The organism is Methylocystis sp. ATCC 49242, assembly GCF_000188155.2.
GTDB lineage: Bacteria > Pseudomonadota > Alphaproteobacteria > Rhizobiales > Beijerinckiaceae > Methylocystis.
On sequence record NZ_KE124774.1, the window covers coordinates 1,817,811 to 1,836,767 of the forward strand.

19 protein-coding genes and 1 tRNA gene are annotated in these 18,957 nt (G+C 65.4%); 9 read left to right on the plus strand and 11 right to left on the minus strand.

Annotated features, from left to right (window positions below; all coding sequences use genetic code 11):
• Nucleotides 1-297: 297 nt before the first annotated feature.
• Entirely contained in the window at nucleotides 298-999 is a 702-nt protein-coding gene (ctrA, locus tag MET49242_RS11050; protein ID WP_036282949.1) for a response regulator transcription factor CtrA, read from the plus strand.
• Nucleotides 1,000-1,119: 120 nt separating this feature from the next.
• Here the strand turns inward: ctrA and MET49242_RS11055 are convergent, their stop codons facing one another.
• The 5 genes from MET49242_RS11055 to chpT all read right to left on the minus strand — a co-directional run bounded on the left by MET49242_RS11055 (nucleotide 1,120) and on the right by chpT (nucleotide 6,420).
• Nucleotides 1,120-1,953: a protein-glutamate O-methyltransferase CheR gene (locus MET49242_RS11055; protein WP_036282951.1), complete on the minus strand. Its 834-nt coding sequence runs from the start codon at nucleotides 1,951-1,953 to the stop codon at nucleotides 1,120-1,122.
• A gap of 132 nt (nucleotides 1,954-2,085) precedes the next feature.
• Nucleotides 2,086-2,451 carry a PleD family two-component system response regulator gene (locus MET49242_RS11060; RefSeq protein ID WP_036282953.1) on the minus strand — a complete coding sequence of 122 codons (366 nt, stop codon included), beginning with the start codon at nucleotides 2,449-2,451 and terminating at the stop codon, nucleotides 2,086-2,088.
• Entirely contained in the window at nucleotides 2,448-3,005 is a 558-nt protein-coding gene (locus MET49242_RS11065; RefSeq protein ID WP_036282955.1) for a chemotaxis protein CheW, read from the minus strand. Before MET49242_RS11065 ends, MET49242_RS11060 begins: the two co-directional genes overlap by 4 nt.
• Nucleotides 3,002-5,584: a hybrid sensor histidine kinase/response regulator gene (locus tag MET49242_RS11070; RefSeq protein WP_036282958.1), complete on the minus strand. Its 2,583-nt coding sequence runs from the start codon at nucleotides 5,582-5,584 to the stop codon at nucleotides 3,002-3,004. Before MET49242_RS11070 ends, MET49242_RS11065 begins: the two co-directional genes overlap by 4 nt.
• A gap of 140 nt (nucleotides 5,585-5,724) precedes the next feature.
• The gene (gene chpT, locus MET49242_RS11075) at nucleotides 5,725-6,420 is read right to left on the minus strand and encodes a histidine phosphotransferase ChpT (protein WP_036287747.1); all 696 of its coding nucleotides are present in this window, start codon (nucleotides 6,418-6,420) and stop codon (nucleotides 5,725-5,727) included.
• A gap of 194 nt (nucleotides 6,421-6,614) precedes the next feature.
• Between chpT and cysQ the strand changes: the two genes are divergently transcribed.
• The gene (gene cysQ / locus MET49242_RS11080) at nucleotides 6,615-7,460 is read left to right on the plus strand and encodes a 3'(2'),5'-bisphosphate nucleotidase CysQ (protein WP_036282960.1); all 846 of its coding nucleotides are present in this window, start codon (nucleotides 6,615-6,617) and stop codon (nucleotides 7,458-7,460) included.
• 129 nt (nucleotides 7,461-7,589) lie between these two features.
• A complete protein-coding gene (locus tag MET49242_RS11085; RefSeq protein ID WP_036282962.1) occupies nucleotides 7,590-8,186 on the plus strand; it encodes an EipA family protein in 597 nt (198 codons plus the stop codon).
• A 46-nt stretch (nucleotides 8,187-8,232) separates the two neighbouring features.
• Here the strand turns inward: MET49242_RS11085 and MET49242_RS23355 are convergent, their stop codons facing one another.
• Nucleotides 8,233-8,676, minus strand: a complete 444-nt coding sequence (locus MET49242_RS23355; protein ID WP_051134138.1) for a hypothetical protein — start codon at nucleotides 8,674-8,676, stop codon at nucleotides 8,233-8,235.
• Entirely contained in the window at nucleotides 8,673-8,906 is a 234-nt protein-coding gene (locus MET49242_RS11095) for a hypothetical protein (RefSeq protein ID WP_036282963.1), read from the minus strand. Before MET49242_RS11095 ends, MET49242_RS23355 begins: the two co-directional genes overlap by 4 nt.
• Before the next feature lie 285 nt (nucleotides 8,907-9,191).
• On the opposite strand from MET49242_RS11095, the gene MET49242_RS23360 reads away from it, so the two are divergent.
• The 4 genes from MET49242_RS23360 (at nucleotide 9,192) to MET49242_RS11115 (ending at nucleotide 12,193) form a co-directional block, all read left to right on the plus strand.
• A complete protein-coding gene (locus tag MET49242_RS23360; RefSeq protein ID WP_244430790.1) occupies nucleotides 9,192-10,247 on the plus strand; it encodes a hypothetical protein in 1,056 nt (351 codons plus the stop codon).
• A gap of 95 nt (nucleotides 10,248-10,342) precedes the next feature.
• Nucleotides 10,343-10,624 carry a YciI family protein gene (locus MET49242_RS11105; RefSeq protein ID WP_036287753.1) on the plus strand — a complete coding sequence of 94 codons (282 nt, stop codon included), beginning with the start codon at nucleotides 10,343-10,345 and terminating at the stop codon, nucleotides 10,622-10,624.
• The gene (locus MET49242_RS11110) at nucleotides 10,624-11,043 is read left to right on the plus strand and encodes an EVE domain-containing protein (RefSeq protein WP_036282967.1); all 420 of its coding nucleotides are present in this window, start codon (nucleotides 10,624-10,626) and stop codon (nucleotides 11,041-11,043) included. Before MET49242_RS11105 ends, MET49242_RS11110 begins: the two co-directional genes overlap by 1 nt.
• Nucleotides 11,044-11,440: 397 nt before the next feature.
• Nucleotides 11,441-12,193 carry a hypothetical protein gene (locus MET49242_RS11115; RefSeq protein ID WP_144259590.1) on the plus strand — a complete coding sequence of 251 codons (753 nt, stop codon included), beginning with the start codon at nucleotides 11,441-11,443 and terminating at the stop codon, nucleotides 12,191-12,193.
• Between the two features lie 30 nt (nucleotides 12,194-12,223).
• Here MET49242_RS11115 and MET49242_RS11120 read toward each other — a convergent pair whose 3' ends face one another.
• The 4 genes from MET49242_RS11120 to mdh form a co-directional block, all read right to left on the minus strand.
• Complete coding sequence (locus MET49242_RS11120; protein WP_244430791.1) at nucleotides 12,224-13,999, minus strand: tetratricopeptide repeat protein; 1,776 nt, start codon at nucleotides 13,997-13,999, stop codon at nucleotides 12,224-12,226.
• Nucleotides 14,000-14,181: 182 nt separating this feature from the next.
• Complete coding sequence (gene sucC / locus MET49242_RS11125) at nucleotides 14,182-15,378, minus strand: ADP-forming succinate--CoA ligase subunit beta (protein WP_036282971.1); 1,197 nt, start codon at nucleotides 15,376-15,378, stop codon at nucleotides 14,182-14,184.
• A gap of 718 nt (nucleotides 15,379-16,096) precedes the next feature.
• Complete coding sequence (locus tag MET49242_RS11130; protein WP_036282973.1) at nucleotides 16,097-16,603, minus strand: YcxB family protein; 507 nt, start codon at nucleotides 16,601-16,603, stop codon at nucleotides 16,097-16,099.
• A 13-nt stretch (nucleotides 16,604-16,616) separates the two neighbouring features.
• The gene (gene mdh, locus MET49242_RS11135; RefSeq protein WP_036282975.1) at nucleotides 16,617-17,579 is read right to left on the minus strand and encodes a malate dehydrogenase; all 963 of its coding nucleotides are present in this window, start codon (nucleotides 17,577-17,579) and stop codon (nucleotides 16,617-16,619) included.
• A 272-nt stretch (nucleotides 17,580-17,851) separates the two neighbouring features.
• On the opposite strand from mdh, the gene MET49242_RS11140 reads away from it, so the two are divergent.
• Together MET49242_RS11140 and MET49242_RS11145 are read left to right on the plus strand one after the other, a co-directional pair.
• Entirely contained in the window at nucleotides 17,852-18,415 is a 564-nt protein-coding gene (locus MET49242_RS11140) for a hypothetical protein (protein WP_036282978.1), read from the plus strand.
• A 97-nt stretch (nucleotides 18,416-18,512) separates the two neighbouring features.
• A tRNA-Lys gene (locus MET49242_RS11145) sits at nucleotides 18,513-18,588 on the plus strand.
• The last annotated feature ends 369 nt before the right edge of the window (nucleotides 18,589-18,957 follow it).

Here is an 18,957-nt window from a genome sequence, read left to right on the forward strand (position 1 = left end):
GCCGAATTTTCGCCCTCCGCTTTTCCAAAAAGCGGGTAGATTGAGGGAGCGTCGTGATTCGTCCGGCGCGCCTCGCACCTTCCTTATCGTAGCGTTCCGGCGTCTCCTCCGCGATTACCGCCCAAATTAAGACTTTGGGCAGTTTTACGGGGCCAAGTGAAGGTTTGTTAACCAATTCCGCTTACCGTTTGGGAATGAACGGAAGAGTCGCAAGGCCAAGCTTGAGCCTGCGACCGGCGTGCGCCGATGGCGGCGCGCCGTTCTTGAAGATTCGATGGAGCTCGGTGGGGAACCAACATGCGCGTTTTATTGATCGAAGACGACAGCGCGACGGCTCAAAGCATCGAGCTCATGCTCAAGTCCGAGAATTTCAATGTCTACACGACCGATCTCGGCGAGGAAGGCATCGATCTCGGAAAGCTTTACGACTACGACATCATCCTTCTTGACCTCAACCTTCCCGACATGTCGGGCTATGAGGTCCTGCGCACGCTGCGCGTCGCCAAGGTCAAGACGCCGATCCTGATTCTCTCCGGCCTCGCCGGCATCGAGGACAAGGTGAAGGGCCTCGGCTTCGGCGCCGACGACTATCTGACCAAGCCCTTCCACAAGGACGAGCTCGTCGCCCGCATCCACGCCATCGTCCGCCGCTCCAAGGGCCACGCCCAGTCGGTGATCGCGACCGGCGACCTCATCGTCAATCTCGACCAGAAGACGGTCGAGGTCGGCGGCGCCCGCGTGCATCTGACCGGCAAGGAATATCAGATGCTGGAGCTGCTCTCGCTGCGCAAGGGCACGACGCTCACCAAGGAAATGTTCCTCAACCATCTCTACGGCGGCATGGACGAGCCCGAGCTGAAGATCATCGACGTCTTCATCTGCAAGCTGCGCAAGAAGCTCGCCAACGCCAGCGACGGCCGCAACTATATCGAGACGGTTTGGGGTCGCGGCTATGTGCTGCGCGAGCCGAATGAGGCGGACGAACGCATCACGGCTTGAGCCGGGACGCAGCCGGACGAGAAAAAAGGCCATGTCGGCCGCGACATGGCCTTTTTCTTTTGCCGGGTTTCACAAGGCCTGCGAGCGGCCTCCCGCGGGAGTTCGCTCGCAGCGCATGAATCACGCCAGCCGCAGCTGCGGCGGCGCGCGGCGGCGGGGGCGCCACAGCCCGTCGGGCGAGACCTGCGTGAAGAGCGCATTGGCTTCGCTCGCCGTCTCGGACGCCCCGAGAAAGAGGTAGCCGTCGTCGTGCAGCGCCTCGCCGAGGCGCGAGAGAACGCCGCGTTTCACCTCCGACTCGAAATACATCAGCACGTTGCGGCAGAAGATCACGTCGAATCTGCCGAGATCGGAGAAATCCGACAGCAGGTTGAAGTCGCGGAAATTGATGCGCGCGCGCAGATGCTCGTTGACGCGCCAGGCCTCCTCCTGCCGGTGGAAATAGCGCAGCAGCTGGCCGGTCGAGAGGCCGCGCTGCACCTCGAACTGGCTGTAGCTGCCGGTGCGGGCCGCATCGATCGCCGAGGACGAGAGATCCGTCGCGAGTATTTCGATGCTCCAGCCGCGCAACGCCTTCGCGTCCTGATCCAGCGTCATCGCCAGCGAATAGGCCTCCTGCCCCGTCGAACAGGCGGCGCACCAGAAGCGCAGCCGCCGCTCATTCGCGCGCGAGGCGATCAGATCGGGCAGCACCCGGGAACGAAATGTCTCGAAAGGCGTACGGTCGCGAAAAAATAAAGTCTCATTAGTCGTCATGGCGTCGATCACCTCTCTGACGAGCGCTGAACGGTCGGGACGCTCCAGAGCGTCTACGAGCTGAGGAAAACCGGCGATGCCGTGTGTGCGCAGCACGGGCGCGAGGCGGCTTTCGGCGAGATATTGCTTGTCGGCGTCGAGCGAGATGCCGGTCAGCGCGGCAAGCTGCCGCCTGAAGCGCGCAAAGATGAAATTCATGCGCGCCTCCCCTGCGACGGAGGGCGGAGCTTGAATATCGACAGGCAAGCCTGTCGCAACGCGAGACTACGACACATGCGCATACGCCTTTACTTTCGCGCCGGCGATTCGCAGCCGGCGCGCGTATCGGCCTCACACGAGGCCGATTTCCTCGAACTTCGAGCGCACGATGTTCTGATCGAAGGGCTTCATGATGTATTCGTCGGCGCCCGCGTGCATGGCGCGCGCGATATGGCCGACCTCATTTTCCGTCGTGCAGAACACTACTTTCGGCGCGGCGCCGCCGGGAAGCTTGCGCAGAGCGCAGAGAAATTCGAACCCGTCCATCTCCGGCATGTTCCAGTCGAGAAGGATCGCGTCCGGCATTCCCTTTTCGCATTCGGCGAGCGCCGACTTACCGTCGCACGCCTCGCTGGTGCGAAAATGAAGACCCTCGAGAATACGGCGCGCCACCTTGCGGATCACGGCGGAATCGTCGACGACCAGGACCTGTTTCATGAGCTTGCTCCTCTGTTTGTATTTGTCGATCTGCCTTCGCGAAGCGTCGCCTCGCTCAGTTTCGACACACGGCGCAGCACGGCGCCGATGTCGAGAATGGAGAGAAAGCCGCCATTGTGGCGGTAGCATCCGGCCATCAGCTCCGCGAGACGCGGATCGATATGCGCCGGACAGCTGATGCGATCGGATTCGTCGGTGACGACGACGTCGTCGGTCTCGTCGACGAGAAGGGCGTATTCCTCGCCATTGTGTTCGATGCCGACGGCGAGGCCGTCATTGTTCGCGCCCGGCCCGGATTCGCCCAGCCACAGGCACCGGTCGAGATGCAGCGCCGTGACGATGCGTCCGCGCAGATTCGCCAGCCCCGCAACCTCTCGCGGCGCAAGCGGCACCTTCGTCAGATTTTCGACATGGAAGATCGTCTTCACGCAATCGACCGGCAGACCGATCGTCTGGCCGCGCACCCTGATCGTGAATTGCCGGCTCTGCAGCGTGGCGACGGCGGGCGCCCGCTTGCGGCTGTAGCTGAAATCGGCGAGATCGAAACCTGTCACGCAGCCATCTCCGACATGATGCGACGTTCGATTTCATCGCCCGAGGGCGCGACGCCCTTGAGCAATTCGTCGATGGCGGCGACGAGCGCGCGGCGGTCGAACTTGCCGATGACCGCGCGAATTCCACAGAGTTCTGCGGCCTCGACAGCGCTGGCCGACTTCTGCGGCGCGAGCGCGACGATCGGCAGTCTTTCCATTCCCGGCGCCTGCAACAGCTCGCGCGCGAAGGCGTAGCCGTCCATGTCCGGCATGTCGATGTCGGTGACCGCGGCATGGATGCGCAGCCCGCCCGCGACCAGCGCCAGCGCCTCGCGGCCGGAGCCGGCGGTCGAAACCTCATAGCCCGCCGCGAGCAGCACGGGGCCGAGCATGTCGCGGAAGAATTGCTTGTCGTCGACGAGCAGCACGCGCGGGCGCTGGTTGACGCCGCGCATCACCACGCTCGGATTCGCGAATTCGATGAAATAGGCGACGTCGAGAATATCGACGACGCGATTCTGGAGATTGACCGTGCCGATGACGCTCGGGTCCGCGCTCCTCGTCTGGAAGACGAGCGACTCCTCGGCGATGTCGACGATCTCCTCGACGAGCAGCGCAATCGCCTGCCCCGCGCCGGCGAGGATGAGAATCGGATAGGCGGATTTTTCGAGCCTGATGTCCCGCGCGGCGGGGATGATCGGCAGGAGCCGCCCCTCGTGCAGCATCAGATAGGAATCGCCGGAGGCGACGAAACGCTCCGTCTCCACTTCCTCGATGCGCATGACGAGAGAAAGCGGCACGGCCTTGACCGATCCTGAGCCCGCGCGCATCAGCACGACGCGGGTCTTTTCGCGCTCCGGCGCGGCGGCGGCCACGGTGAGGGCCGCGGGGGGCAACGCCTCCGCGATATTGTCGAGGCCGACGCGTTCGACGATCGCCGCAGGATCGAGGATGAGCACGACCCCGCCGTCGCCGAGGATCGTCTGGCCCGAGAAGACGCCGATGCGCGCCAGCGCGCCGACGAGCGGCTCGATGACCACTTCCTGCACGTCGGCGATCGTCTCGACGAGAAGGCCGAAGCGCACGCCGCCGACCCGCAGGATGACGACGAAACCGTCGCGCAGCGGCGCGTCGCCCGATGGCGCGAGGTCGAGCGCGGCGGCGAGATCGGCGAGCGGCAGAGCGTCGCCGCGTAACCGCAGCACCGGCGCGTCGTGGATATATTGAATCTCATGGTCGAAACCGTCGCCGACGCCGACCACCTCGACGACCGCCATCTGCGGAATGGCGAAGCGCGAGCCGCCGCTCGACAGGATCAGCGCCGGGGCAATGGCGAGGGTGAGCGGAATGCGCAGCGTGACCGTCGTGCCCTTGCCGGGCTTCGAGTTCAGCGCCACCGTGCCGCCGATCGACTGGATATTCTCGCGCACCACGTCCATGCCGACCCCGCGGCCCGACACTTTCGTCACGCTCTTGGCCGTGGAGAAGCCGGGCAGCAGGACGAACTGGAAGATGTCGGCGTCGCTCAGGCGCGCGAGCGTCTCCTGCGACGCGATCCCGCGCGCGACCGCCTTCGCCTTGATGCCGTCGAGATCGAGGCCGCGGCCGTCGTCCTTCACTTCTATTGTTATCTGGCCCGCGTCATAGGTCGCGCTGACGCGGATCAGCCCCGCCTCCGGCTTGCCGCGCGCCAGCCGCTCCACGATGGTCTCCAGCCCGTGGTCGGCGGCGTTGCGAATGATGTGGGTGAGCGGCGCGCGGATCAGCTCGATCACCTGGCGGTCGAGCTCCGTCTCGGCGCCATAGGTCACGAGTTCGATCTTCTTGCCGAGATCGATGGAGAGATCGCGCACGAGACGCGGCAGCGTCGCGAAAAGCCGTTCGACCGGCTGCATGCGCACGCGCATCACGGCGTCCTGAAGATCGCTGGTGACGCTGGAGAGATTCTGCACCGACGCCTTTACGGTCTCGTCGCCGACCGCGCCCGAAAGCTCCAGCAGCTGGTTGCGGGTCAGCACCAGCTCCGAGACTATGCCCATGAGGCGGTCGAGCACGCCCACGGAAACGCGCACCGTCTCGCCCATGCGCGCGCCGGGCGCATGAATATGCTCCGGCATGGTCGCAAGATGCGAGGGATTTACGACAGGCGCGGGCGCCGCCGGGGGCGGCTCCGGGGTCTGCGCGTCGGGTCTCGGCGCGGCGGCCTGTTCCTGCAAGGCGGCGCGCAGGGATTTCGCGCCGTTTTCGAGTTCGCGCAGCAGGTCGCCGTCGTCGCCCTCGGGCTCGGCCTCCGTGCAGCCGATGTCGATGAGCAGCGCCGACAGCCGATCGACCGCTGCGAGGATGAGTGAAACATGGGCTGGCGTCGCGGGCGCGCCGTCGCGCAAGCGGCCGATCAGCGCCTCCGTCGCATGGGTGAGACGGCCGACGCGCGGCAGGCTGAGGAAGCCGGCCGAGCCCTTGATGGTGTGAATATGCCGGAAGAGACTGGCGACCAGCGCCGGATCGGCCTGATCCTTCTCGAAACGCAGCAACTCCACCGACGCCGCGTCGATGTGCTCGGTCGCTTCGACAAGAAAATCTTTGAGCAGATCGTCCATACGCACGCCTCGAACCGCAACCGCGGCAGTGGCGACGACTATGGGCGAGACGGGTTAAAAATCCTGAAGCGCGGGCGCGCCGTTTCACCTGGTTCGCGCGCGGCGCCTCTTGGCGAGGCGCGCGCGGCGAGTGATTTCCGTCAGGCGACGGCGCTTTGCGCCTGTTCCCGCGACTCGTCGGCGGCGAGCGCCCCGGCGGCGGGCTTCGCCTCTATGGTCACGAGCTCCGGCTCGACGTTCACGGTGACGTCGAGGCCGCAGGCCTTGGCGACGAGGCCGGCGTAATAGGGCTGGATCGCGCGGGCGTCGATGGCGCCTTCCTCGGCCTCGCCGGCGAGCAGCGCCGGGATGTTGGCGGCGACGCGGGCGTTGGTCCCCTTCGCCTCGATCCGGAAGGCGATCCTGTCATCCTCGCCGGTCGAGGACACGGAAATCACGCCGCCGCGCGGAATGGCAGCGTCCGCCAGCAGGCAGAGATTGAGGAGCAGCTTCACCTTGTTCTTGGACATCAGCACGCGCGGCACGCTCCAGTTGAGCTGCGTGCGCTCGTCGGCGAGCAGCTGGCGCGTCACCAGCTCGGCGTCGCCCGTGTCGATGGAGGCGCCCTTCGATCCCGCCGCGCCGAAGGCGAGACGGCAGAACTGCAGGCGCGCGGAGGCTTCATTGGCGCTCGACTTGATCAGCGCAAGCGCATGGCCGCGCATCTCGGCGTCTTTCTCCTCCTCGAGAACCTCGAGGCCGTTGACAATTGCGCCGACGGGGGAAATGACGTCGTGACAGACGCGCGACGACAGCAAGGCGGCGAGATCGAGGGCATCGAGCGAAAACTGGGTCATGGGGCCGTCCGGATGGCGCCGCGCGGGCGCGGGCTGGTTGATCAAAGACTCGACCGATATTCCGTCATTCAGCGCAAACAGGCTGACGCGACGCGCGAATCACTGCAATCAGGCTGTGAGAAAACTAACCTTCGCCGCGCGGATTGCAAATTGCGCGCCCATTGTTCGTAAATGAGTCCTAAAGGATCGCCCCGATGAACGCTCCCACCTCCTCCGCCAATCCCAGCGCCGGCGCCGACCGCGAGCGGCTCGCCAAGCTCTTCGCCGAACTCGTCGTGGCGGCGGGCGCGCTGGCGATGGAAGTGCTCGCCCGGCCCGAGATCGAGTCGCAGCTGAAATCGGACAAGTCCCCGGTGAGCGAGGCGGACGAGCGCATCGAGGAATATCTCTGGGCGGAGCTCGCGCGCGCCCTGCCCGGCGTCCCGATCATCGCGGAGGAGGCGGCCGCGCGCGGCGAGACCATGTCGCATGGCGACGCCTTTCTGCTCATCGACCCGATCGACGGCACCCGCGAGTTTCTCGCGCGCAGCCCGGATTTCACCGTCAATCTCGGCCTGGTGATAGATAACCAGCCGACCGTCGGCGCCATCTTCGCGCCGGTGCAGGGCCGCGTATGGTTTGCGGGCGCGCATGGCTTCGCGGCGGACGCCGCTCCCGGCGGCGCGCTCCCGGCCGCGCAGGACTGGCACGCCCTGCGCACGAGGCCGCGTCCGGCGCAAGGGCTGACGGCGCTCGTCTCCAAATCGCATCTCGACGAGGAGACGAAGGAATTTCTCACGCGCTATCCGGTGTCCGAGCGCGTCGGGATGGGCTCCTCGGTCAAATTCTGCATCGTCGCGGAAGGCGCCGCCGACGTTTATCCGCGCTTCGGCCGCACCATGGAATGGGACACGGCGGCGGGCGACGCGATCCTGCGCGCGGCGGGCGGCGTCGTGCTCGACCCCACGGGCGGCCCGCTGCGCTACGGCAAGGCGGCGGACCACTACCGTAACGGCTCCTTCATCGCCTGGGGAGACCCTGCGGCGGCAACGCTTTCTTAACGACGCGGCGCGAGTCTTCGCTCCCGGCCGCCGTCGTCGCTTTCGCGACGCACGGTCGCCGCGCGCCGGTCAAAATCGGCGTCGAGAAATCGACGGTCGACGCGGTCGGCGCCATTGGAGCAAGCGATCATGAGCGTAACGAAATCTTCCGCCGCGTCTCGCCGCGATCTCTTCCGCCTCGCCACAGGCGCCGCCTGCGCCATCGCCGCGCCCTCGCAAATGGCGCGCGCGGCCCAGCGGCCGGAGGCTTATTCGAGCGGCGAGATCGTCGAAAACGGCCATCGCTTCTTCGGTTCGATCTCCCGCGGTCTCGCCGAAGGGCTGGAGACGGCCAACAGGAAATGGGGACGCCCCAACGCCTATATTCTCGGACAGGAGGCGAGCGGCGCCTTCGTGGGCGGCCTGCGTTATGGCGAAGGCACGATGTATACGCGCAACGCCGGGCAGAAGCGCGTTTACTGGCAAGGTCCATCGATTGGTTTCGACGCCGGCGCCGACGGCGACCGCACGATGATGCTGGTCTACAACCTGCCGGAAGTCGGCTCGATCTACCGGCGCTACGCAGGCGTCAACGGCTCGGCCTATCTCGTCGGCGGTCTCGGCTTCACCGCGCTGAACAATGAGGAAGTGATCGTCATGCCGGTCCGCGCCGGGCTCGGCGCGCGTCTGGGGCTGAACCTCGGCTATCTGAAATTCACGCCGGACTCGACCTGGAATCCGTTCTGACGAGAGACGCCGGCCCAAAGGCCGGCGCTTCCGTGGTCCGCCAAAGTCACACGACGAGGCGCGCCGTCTCGAGCGCGCCCTGCATTTCCACGCCGCCTTCGATGACGTCGTCGCGCGTTTCGGTAATGACGAAACTGCAAACGCTGCAGGCCTCGTCACCGCTTTGCAGACGCCACCTGCACCCGGCGCGGATCGTGCAGGGGTGAGAACCGACCGACGCCACCGGCGCGCCCGCCTCCACGAGACGCTGCGTGATGCGTCCGATCAATCCGCACTCCTTGCCGGTCCATTGCGCGCAGCCGCCCTCGGCGCATGGCGTAGAGAAGCGAAAACGGCGCTCGGGCGCGCCCTGCCGTCGCGCGGCGGCGAGAAAGGACTCGCTCGCGACGAGAGTGGTGGCGAAATGCGCAACGCGCCCATCTTCGCCGACCGCCCCGATGACGACCGCGCCGCTCGTCGCCGGCGCGCTGGGGCAGCGCGTTTGGCTCATCGGCCGCGCAACGCGAATTTGCCGATTTCAGCAACCGAATCCCCCAGCTCCTCGAAACGCTCGCGGATGATCAGACCCAGCCACTCCGGCGGAAAATATGTCGGGCGCCTCGGCCTGTCGCCGATCTCTCCCAGATGCGACATCACGACGTCCTGAATGGAGGCCTCGATGGACTGTTTCTGTTCGTCGGAAAGCTTGAGGTTGCCGAGATCAACAACGAAACGGGTCATAATTTCTCTCCTTCAAAGCAACTGACCGAAAGCCCGGCTCACGCCTGCCAAATCTCGAAAAAACTGAATTAATCACAGATGACGGCGCGAGGAACGAACCCGTCAGGCTCCTGTAACTGGTTCGACGCCGGCTCGCGTCAATGCTTCGCCTCCTGCGGGAGGAGCGCAAACTCCATTCAAGATTCTCCGAAAGGTTGTCCGCGCTTTGATTTCGCGGCCCGGACGTGGCAGTCTCCCGCCTGTTCCGCCCGCGAAAGGCGCGAGGCGGCGCGGGATTGTGACGTCTTGATCGAACAGGCGATGTATTTCGCGCTCGGCTTCCTCGTCGCCGGGCTGTTCACTTTGATGTTCCTGCCGGCCTTCTGGCGGCGCGCGCTGCGGTTGTCGATGCGGCGGCTGCAGATGCTCGCCCCCATGTCGATGGAGGAGGTCATCGCCGAGCGCGACCTGCTGCGCGCGGAATTCGCGGTGCGCGAGCGGCGGCTCGAACAGGAAATGGAGGCGGTGAAGGCCTCCAAGGCCTTCGACCTCGCCGCCGTGGGCCGCCACGCCGCGCGCGTCGCGGAGCTCGACGCCCGCCTGAAGCAGTCGGAGGCGGCCCAGCGCGACATGGATCTGCAATTGCGCGAGGCCCAGAAAATCGTCGAGGAGCGCACCGACCTGCTGCGCTCCACCGAACTCGCCTTGCACGAAATGACCGAGCGCGCCGACCGCGGCGTCGAACGCCTTCGGCTGCTCGAATCCGACAAGGAGGAGCTTGGCCGCGAGAAGGACGCCCAATACAGCCGCGTCGTCGCCCATGAGGCGAAGATCGGCGCGATGCACGAACAGAACACGCAGTTGCAGCGCGCACTGGAGGCATTGCGCGAGGATTTCGCGCGCGTCTCGAAGGAGGCGGCGCGCGTTCCCAAGCTTCAGGACGAGCTGATCAGCACGATCGACGCGCTGGAGGCGACGAACAGGGAGCGCGAAACCTATCTGACGGAGCGCGACGACCTGCGCGCGAAGCTGAAGGCGGCACTGGACCGTCACCACAATGAGGTCGAGCACTTCGAGAATGCGCTGCGCGTCGCCCGCTCGGAGGCCCGCGACTACGCCGACAAGCTGGAGACCGCGCGCGCCGACAACGCCATGCTGCATGGCGCCGTCGAGGCGCTCCGCGCCGACCGGGCGCATGCGCGTCGCGGCAATGGCGCGGATGCGGCGCCGGCGGCCGCCCCGTCGCCACCCGAGGCGGAGATCGTCGCCCTGCGCGAGGCCGTCGTCGGTTTCGGCGAGCGCGTGGCGCAGATGAACGAAGCGGAGAAGGAAGCGCCCGCCCCCGCCCAGCGCGCCCTTTGACGCGCGTCGCTGCGGCTTGACCGCGCCAGCGCCCTTTGGGAGAAGTGCGCGAAGTCGCAGCTCATGCGCAAAAGCTCTGTTTCACGAGGCCCGCCTTGCTCTTCGCCGTTCTATGCTACGACAAGCCCGACCATCTCGATCTGCGCATGTCGACCCGCGCCGCCCATCTCGCCTATCTCGACAGGCACGCGGCGCATGTGAAGCTCGGCGGCCCCTTCCTCGACGGCGAGAAGCCCATCGGCTCGATGCTCATTCTCGATTGCGCGGATGAGGCGGCGGCGCGCGCCCTGCTGGCGGAAGACCCCTATGCGCAGGCCGGCCTCTTCGAGCGCGTCGAACTGCGGGCATGGAAGCGCGTGGTCGGAGCCGAACTCTGATGGCCCATTGGCTGCTGAAAAGCGAGCCCTCGACCTGGTCATGGGATCAGCAGGTCGCGGCTGGCGCAAAGGGCACTTTCTGGAACGGCGTGCGCAACCATCTCGCCAAGAAGCATCTGATGGTGATGCAGAAGGGCGAACGCGGCTTCTTCTATCATTCCAACGAAGAGCGCGCGATCGTCGGGATCGTCGAGATCATCAAGACCTATTACCCCGACCACACCGACGAGACCGGAAAGTTCGGCATGGTCGACGTGAAGGCGGTGAAGCCGCTGAAACAACCGGTGACGCTTGGCGACATAAAGGCCGAGCCGCGCCTCGCCGACATGGTGCTGGTGAACAACTCACGGCTATCCGTGCAGCCTGTGACGGATGCGGAATGGGCGGTGATTATGGAGATGGCGGGGGAGAAGCCCTGACCCGGCTGAAGTGTCGCGCGGTGCGCGACACTTCAGCCGATATTCATTCTTCGTTTACGCCGACCCGCGCGCCAATCTGCCGCCACGCTTGCGAAACCAGTTCCCCGGGCCGAATATCAACAGGAACCTGGTTCATCCGCACTCCGGCCGGACATTGCGAACATATTCATAGTCTTGACGGCCGCGTTTCCGATCCTGACCGCTGAGTGCCGGACCAACCATCGTTCAATCATTGGGGCTGGGCGACATGTGGTGGATGGCTGTGATCGGCGTCTTTTGGCTGCTGATGTCTGGAGACGTTTCCTTGGCTCAGAGCCGGAGCTGCTCGAATGGGGCGGGTTGCGGATCGGGGCTCCAATGCGCTGCTGACGGAAAATCCTGTATCCCGGAAGGATATGTGGAATGCGCCACCGGCTCTCTTTGTCCGGCGGGAAAGAAATGCTCGGCGGACGGAAAGCGCTGTCTTCCCAAGGAAATGGTCGATTGCGGAACCTATTCCTGCGGACCGGGCAAGACCTGCGGCGCCGACAACAAATGCGTGGCGAAAAACACCCCGCCCGTTCAGCGCCCAACGACGCCGGACACCCGCCAGAAAGACGCGCGCAACGTGAGACGCGCCCCCGCCAGGCCACAACAAACGCCTGAAGACGAGCGATCCCATATAGCCTTTCGCGAATTCATCGAGGCGAAAACGGGCGCGGCGCAGACGGAATCGCCGTCCCTCCACCCCGTCGCGGCGATGCAGTCCATTGGGCCGAAGATCAGGCCCGACCCCGCGCCGGTCGTCGAGCCGCCGAACCCCCCTGCGAAAATGATCGAGGAAGAACGCGACGCGACGCCCACCGCGGCCGCAATCACACAATTGCAGGCCGAAATCCGGAAAGCGGAGGAAAACAGGCGAAGCCTCGAGCAGGAAATAACGAAGCTGCAGGCGAAAATGCAGGCGCTGTCGCTCAAGAAATGGCAGGAACAGGCCAATCAGTACAAGGAGGATTCGAGTGGGGGCCCACTCGCTTTCACCTCCGCGTCGGGCAACATGAAGCTGAGCTGCAGGATCGTTGACGCGACGATTGGCAATGCGAACAAGATTCGGCTCGATTGCGAGCGGCAGCTGGCAACGAATGACGCGCCGCCGTCCGCGCCGAAATGATCTCGTGCGGCGCGGCCGCCGAGAAGGGCGTCAGCCGCCCCTCTTCCCGCTCTCGCCCGCGAGCGCCGGCTTGTCGGTCATGCCGTTCCTGATCTTGTCGAGGATCTTCGGCAGCTCTTCCGGGTCCGGACCCAGGTCGCGCGCATGGTTCCACTGGAACTGCGCCTCGAGCTTGCGGCCGACGCGCCAGTAGGCGTCGCCGAGGTGGTCGTTGATGACCGGGTCGGAGGGCTTCAGATCGATGGCCTTTTCCAGCTCGCGCACGGCGTCGTCGTAGCGGCCGAGGCGGTAATAGGCCCAGCCCAGACTGTCGACGACATAGCCGTCGCGCTGGCGCAGATCGACCGCGCGGCGCAGCATCCTGAAGGCGTCGTCCAGATTGACGCCCTGATCCACCCAGCTGTAGCCGAGATAATTCAGCACCAGCGGCTGGTCGGGATTGAGCTCCAGCGCCTTCTTGAGATCCGCCTCCGCCTGCGGCCAGTTCTTGCGGCGCTCATTGGCGATGCCGCGATAGTAATAGATGAGCCACTGGCTCTTCTCGCTCTTGGGCTGCAGGGCGAGCACGCGGGAATAGGTGTCGGCGGCCTCGTTGAACATCTTGCGCGAGCGCTGCAGATTGCCGAGCGCCGTCAGCGCCTCCTGATTTTTCGGATTCGCCGCGACGACAGCCGCGAGATGCTCTGTCGCCTCCTTGGACTTGCCGAGCGTCTCCAGCAGCAAGGCCGCCTGCACGTCGGCGTTGACGCGCAGCGGACTGTCCTCCGGCACGCTGTCATAGAGGTCGATCGCCGTCTCTTCCTGCTTCATGCGCTCATAGACGTCGCCGAGCGTGACGATCGCGAGCGCATTCTCGGGCGCGAGGTAAAGGGACAGGCGCAGATAGATGAGCGAGGCGAGTTCGTCGCCCTGACGGCCGCCGACGGCGCCGAGGCCATAAAGCGCCTCGGCTGCGCCCTCCTCCGCAGTGCGCACGAAGGGCGGCAGGGCCTTGCCGCCTTCCAGCGCGGCGATGCCCGCCATCACGATCGGATGATTGGGCGCGACCTCGTCGAAGCCCTTGTATATTTTCAGCGCCTCGTCGAGCTGTCCGCGCGTCGCGAGGAAGCGGGCGTAGGCGTCGACGAGACGCAGCGTGTTCTTCTCGGCGGAATAGGCGTTCCTGAAGCGCTTTTCCGCCTCCGCCTTGTCGCCGCCGAGGTCGGCGATCAGTCCGGCGTGATAGTCGCGGAAGACGATGAAGGCTTCGTCGTTCAGCGTGTCGAGCGTCTGGAGCGCCTTGCGCGTGTCCTTGGCGCCCGCATAGCTCCAGGCGACAAGCAGCGTCGAGGTGATGTCGCGCCGGCGGTCGCCGCCGCCCTTGCCGAGCTCCGCGCGCGCCGCGGCATATTTGCGATTCTTGAGAAGATCGACGCCACGCGCGAGATGGGCGAGGCTGTTGCCGCGGTCATGCGCCACGACCCGGCCCGCGAGCGGGATCGCCTCCGGCATATTGCCATTGGCGAGCGCGGCGACGAAGGCGCGGTCGACGAGATCCTCGTTGCGGGGATCGTCGCGCAGCGCCTCGCGGAAGAAGGTGGAGGCGGCGAAAGTGTCGCGCGCCGAGCCTGCGACGATGGCCGCGAGATAATTGCCGGAGAGGCTCGTGCCGACCTCGAAGGGGCGCGCCACCGAAAGACTCTCGCGCGCTGCGAGGCTCGAATCGACGGGAAGCGCGAGCCAGACGGCCGTTGCGGCGACGAGTGTTGCGCTGGCGCGCGCGGCAAAGCTTTTGCTGCGAGCGGTCAGTCGAGCGGAGTTTGGCACAGGCGCGTTCCTATTGAGGTCGCGGGTCTCGCTGGCGCTCGATCGCGCAGCGACCCGGCTGGATGGACGAAGTGGCCGTTGGTCCATCGTCGGGCGTAAAGATGGCCCTTTTGCGCCGGGCCCGCAAGCAAAACTGCGTCTAAAAAACAAAGGGGGAGGTCGCCCTCCCCCGCTTCGGCAAATCAGGCCGCCTTGATCGCGCCGACGATCTTCTGCGCGGCGTCGTCGAGGTCGTCGGCCGGGATCACATTGAGCCCCGACTCGTTGATGATCTTCTTGCCCAGATCGACATTCGTGCCTTCGAGGCGCACGACCAGCGGCACCTTCAGGCCGACTTCCTTCACCGCCGCGATCACGCCTTCCGCGATGGTGTCGCAGCGCATGATGCCGCCGAAGATGTTGACCAGAATGCCCTTCACATTCGGGTCGGCGGTGATGATCTTGAAAGCCGCCGTCACCTTCTCGGTCGTGGCACCGCCGCCGACGTCGAGGAAGTTCGCCGGGAAGGCGCCGTAGAGCTTGATGATGTCCATCGTCGCCATGGCGAGGCCGGCGCCGTTGACCATGCAGCCGATGTTGCCGTCGAGCGAAATATAGGCGAGGTCGTGCTTGGAGGCCTCGATCTCCTTCTCGTCCTCCTCCGAGAGGTCGCGCAGTTCGGCGACGTCGGGGTGACGGTAGAGGGCGTTGTTCTCGAAACTCACCTTGGCGTCGAGGCAGCGCAGCTTGCCGTCCTTGGTGACGATCAGCGGGTTGATCTCGAGCAGCTCCATGTCCTTGGCGACGAATGCCGCATAGAGCTTCTCGGCCAGGTCGCCCGCCTGCTTGGCGAGGTCGCCCTTGAGGCCCAGCGCGTCGGCGATGTGGCGGCCGTGGTGCGGCATCAGTCCCGTGGCCGGATCGACCGAGAAAGTCACGATCTTCTCGGGCGTGTCATGGGCCACCTTCTCGATGTCCATGCCGCCTTCCGTCGAGACGACGAAGGCGATGCGCGAGGTGGCGCGGTCGATGAGCATCGACAGATAGAATTCCTTGTCGATCGCGGCGCCGTCCTCGATGTAGAGGCGGTTGACCTGCTTGCCGGCGTCGCCGGTCTGCAGCGTCACGAGCGTCGCGCCGAGCATCTGCTTCGCAAAGGCCTCGGCCTCCTCGATCGACTTGGCGATGCGCACGCCGCCCTGCGGGCCGGCCGAATCTTCCTTGAACTTGCCCTTGCCGCGCCCGCCGGCGTGGATCTGCGCCTTCACGACATAAACCGGACCCGGAAGCTGGCGCGCGGCGGCGGCAGCTTCCTCGGCCTTGAGCACGGGGACGCCCATGGCGACCGGCGCGCCGAATTCACGCAAAATGGCCTTGGCCTGGTATTCATGGATATTCATGCCGAAGTCTCTCCTCGCAATAAACGGCGCGCCGCGCGGGCTTGGAGCCTAATGGCCACGGACGGGGCGGATTCGTCAAGCGGGCGAGGCGTCGCGGGGCGGATCACGCATCGCCCGCTGTGAACACCCTTTAGGGGACGGTGGAGGGATCGCCATTTTCGACCCAGGCCGGCAAGCTTGACAATTACTGAATAAATTCCTATATCCTCGTCGCCCCCTCCAACCGCAAGGGGCGCTCCCGATGGGTCCGGGGCGCTGGCGGGGGTGCGGATCCGGCGGGGGCGGCGACCCTCGTTCCCGTCGGCGGCGCGTCGCCGGCTTTGGGCTTCTCCTTCGTGCGGAGCGCCTGTGAGGCTTTCGGCCTCATGGGCGAAAAATGAGCCCGGCCGCAATATCCGAGGTTGGCGCGGGAGCCGATTACCCGAACGGGGAAAAGCAACCTGGACCCGGAGGCGGCGAGAGAGACGCGATCCGCGTCCGGGACGATTTCGCGGCCCGATGACTTTTTTGCGCCACGGCCGGACGGGCCAGCGGCGCCCCGGACGCCTTGCCCCGCGCCGAAACCGGCGGCGGGAAATTTCGCGCGGGCGATAATCCGCAGCCTTCATCCTGAGGAGCAGCCGCAGGCTGCGTCTCGAAGGATGAGCCATTTGGCGCGACTCGCGCGGCTCTCCACCCTTCGAGCCTCCTCGGCGAGAGGCCGCGGATCAATCCGCCCTCAAGGCTGCGACGGCTCCTCCGCCACATGCGCCTCGAGAAAATCCAGGGCCTCCTTCGGCGCGCCAGCGAGCGGCAGGGCGACGAAATGATTCGTCGCGAGAATGAGCAGCCATACGCCCTCGAACCGCCAGATCGCCCTGATCGCCGGCCATTCGAGCAGCGAGGCGGGACCGGGACCGTCGATGACGACGCCGTCGTCGCGCAGACGGGCCATCGCCCAGCGCCCGCGCATGGCCTCGATCTTCCCGCGCATCATGCGCCAGTGCATGCGCCAGCCGGAGAAAACGAAGATGGCGAGAATGGCCACGGCGGCGATGAAAAGCTCGACCGCGAGCTCATGGTCACCCGAGAAATACAGCCCGGCGCAGGCGACGAGAATCGCCGCGAGCGGCAGGAAGGTCTTGAGAGGCGCCTCGCGAAACAGCGCGCGGGTCACGAATCCCGTGACCGCCGACCGCATCAGCTTCTCGTCGTAACGCAACGGGAAAACATAGCGGTCGGTCATGGGGAAAAACCCGTCAGGCGAAAGCCGGATTGAGCTTCTTCGCCGCCTCGATCAGCGAACGCACCGAGGCGACGGACTTCTCGAACATCGCCCTCTCGGCTGCGTCGAGCTTGATCTCCATCACCCGCTCGACGCCATTGGCGCCGATCACGGTCGGCACGCCGACATAAAGATCCTTCACGCCATATTCGCCCGAGAGATAGGCGGCGCAGGGCAGCACGCGGCGCTTGTCGCGCAGATAGCTCTCGGCCATGGCGATCGCCGCCGTGGCGGGCGCATAATAGGCCGAGCCGGTCTTCAGCAGGCCCACGATCTCGCCGCCGCCCTTGCGGGTGCGGTCAACGATGGCGTCGATGCGCTCCTGCGTCGTCCAGCCCATGGCGATGAGGTCGGGCAGCGGCACGCCCGCGACAGTCGAGTAGCGGACCGATGGAACCATGTCGTCGCCATGGCCGCCGAGCACGAAGGCGCTGACGTCCTCGACCGAAACTTTGAACTCCTCCGCGAGGAAATAGCGGAAGCGCGAGGAATCGAGCACGCCCGCCATGCCGACGATGCGATTGGTCGGCAGGCCCGAGACCTTCTGCAGCGCCCAGACCATCACGTCTAGCGGATTGGTGATGCAGATCACGAAGGCGTCGGGCGCATATTGCCGGATGCCCTCGCCGACCTTTGTCATGACGCCGAGATTGACGCTCAGGAGGTCGTCGCGGCTCATGCCCGGCTGGCGCGGCACGCCGGCGGTGACGATGACGACGTCCGCGCCCGCGATGGCGGAATAATCCGAGGCGCCGGCGAGGGCCGCGTCGAATCCCGCGACGGGCGAAGCCTGCGCGAGATCCAGCGCCTTGCCTTGCGGCACGCCGTCGACAATATCGAAGAGGACGATGTCGCCAAGTTCCTTGAGGCCGGCGAGATGGGCAAGCGTGCCGCCGATATGGCCGGCGCCGATCAAAGCGACTTTATTTCGCGACATAATTTATCTCATGCTGGACTTCAGATGAAACTGCTACCCCGGTTTCGCGCCGGATGGAAGACGCAAGGGCGGCTTTTTCACGCCGCGAATCCCCAATCGGAACAGAGCGGCTCCATCGCCCAAAAGCCCGGCGCCTCGCAGCGGGCGCCTGAATCCTGCGCAACACTCCCGCCGGAACGGGGCGCGCAAATGTCGCAGCGGATTGCGCGGGCGGGCCAGGCTTCCTACCTCACCGGACAGTCGCCGTTCCGGCGATCGGAAAGGGTGAAAACATGGGCAAGCAATTTGCGCAGGGCCGTTTCGGCGCCCTCGTCGCTGCGGCGGCCGCGGTTTTTCTTGCGGGCGGCGCGATGGCGGCGGAGGACGCCGACGAAGCGGAACTGCTGAAATACTTTGAGAAAGTTGACGTCTGGCATTTCCCGGTCGACACGACCGTTCGCTACAACAACCAGGACGCCGTGGTCACGCGCGAGCTGGTCTTTCAGCCCCCGGCGAGCGGCGAGCTTTGCTACGTCCGTTTCGACGTCGTAAAGGGCGAGGGCGATTACGGCTTCGGCCTCAAGCCCGCGACCGCCGCCGGCCCCCGCAAGAACACCGAATGGGGAATCAACGTCCTCAAACGAGGGACGGTTCTGAACCAGTGGTATTCGGCGCTGCGGATGAACGTCATCTATTTTTTCGTCGAGGGTCCGAAGGCCGAAGGCGCGAAGGAAATCTGCGCCCGCAAGCAGGCGGCCCCCACGGCGCAGGCCGGAAACGCCTATCAGGGCCCCTGGTCCGACCTCGTGACCAAGGCCAAGGCGATCCACGGCTGGCCGGCGACGGGCTCCAGGTGACAGAAATCTGACGGCGAGCGAATTACGGCGCTGGACATGGCGAGGCGCATTTGTTATTCGCTCGCTCGTTCCGGGGGCGCTGCGTCGCCCTACGGACGGGCGCATAGCTCAGTTGGTAGAGCAGCTGACTCTTAATCAGCGGGTCCAAGGTTCGAGCCCTTGTGCGCCCACCAATAAAATCAACGGGTTAAGTTGGTTTTTGGCCGCTGGAAACTCCCCGGAAAAAAGTTGTAAACAGGCGTAAACTTTTCGAGCCCTCAACCGGGCGCGGAAGGGTGCCAGTCTCCAGGCCGAGGACGCTCCAATGAAGTTCGCAGTCGCCTTGGCGCTGCTTTTCTCACTCACGAGCGTTTCCCTCCCCGACGCGGCGGATGCTCGGCCGGGGCGAACTCAGTCCTCCGCTGAACGCCGGAAGCCCAAAGTCAAAGCGGGCGATATCAGCGGGGTAGAGACGATCAAGCCTCAGGAGCCCCCCTCAAAAGATCGCGAAAGCGGGCGCGGCTGGAACGGCGCTTACGTCGGCGTCAACGCGGGGGCGGGGT

Excerpts from the sequence above, each read along its gene's own strand:
- ctrA (WP_036282949.1), top strand. The coding sequence starts at position 298 with ATGCGCGTTTTATTGATCGAAGACGACAGCGCGACGGCTCAAAGCATC.
- MET49242_RS11055 (WP_036282951.1), bottom strand. The coding sequence starts at position 1,953 with ATGAATTTCATCTTTGCGCGCTTCAGGCGGCAGCTTGCCGCGCTGACC.
- MET49242_RS11060 (WP_036282953.1), bottom strand. The coding sequence starts at position 2,451 with ATGAAACAGGTCCTGGTCGTCGACGATTCCGCCGTGATCCGCAAGGTG.
- MET49242_RS11070 (WP_036282958.1), bottom strand. The coding sequence starts at position 5,584 with ATGGACGATCTGCTCAAAGATTTTCTTGTCGAAGCGACCGAGCACATC.
- chpT (WP_036287747.1), bottom strand. The coding sequence starts at position 6,420 with ATGACCCAGTTTTCGCTCGATGCCCTCGATCTCGCCGCCTTGCTGTCG.
- cysQ (WP_036282960.1), top strand. The coding sequence starts at position 6,615 with ATGAACGCTCCCACCTCCTCCGCCAATCCCAGCGCCGGCGCCGACCGC.
- MET49242_RS11085 (WP_036282962.1), top strand. The coding sequence starts at position 7,590 with ATGAGCGTAACGAAATCTTCCGCCGCGTCTCGCCGCGATCTCTTCCGC.
- MET49242_RS23355 (WP_051134138.1), bottom strand. The coding sequence starts at position 8,676 with ATGAGCCAAACGCGCTGCCCCAGCGCGCCGGCGACGAGCGGCGCGGTC.
- MET49242_RS11095 (WP_036282963.1), bottom strand. The coding sequence starts at position 8,906 with ATGACCCGTTTCGTTGTTGATCTCGGCAACCTCAAGCTTTCCGACGAA.
- MET49242_RS11110 (WP_036282967.1), top strand. The coding sequence starts at position 10,624 with ATGGCCCATTGGCTGCTGAAAAGCGAGCCCTCGACCTGGTCATGGGAT.
- sucC (WP_036282971.1), bottom strand. The coding sequence starts at position 15,378 with ATGAATATCCATGAATACCAGGCCAAGGCCATTTTGCGTGAATTCGGC.
- MET49242_RS11130 (WP_036282973.1), bottom strand. The coding sequence starts at position 16,603 with ATGACCGACCGCTATGTTTTCCCGTTGCGTTACGACGAGAAGCTGATG.
- mdh (WP_036282975.1), bottom strand. The coding sequence starts at position 17,579 with ATGTCGCGAAATAAAGTCGCTTTGATCGGCGCCGGCCATATCGGCGGC.
- MET49242_RS11140 (WP_036282978.1), top strand. The coding sequence starts at position 17,852 with ATGGGCAAGCAATTTGCGCAGGGCCGTTTCGGCGCCCTCGTCGCTGCG.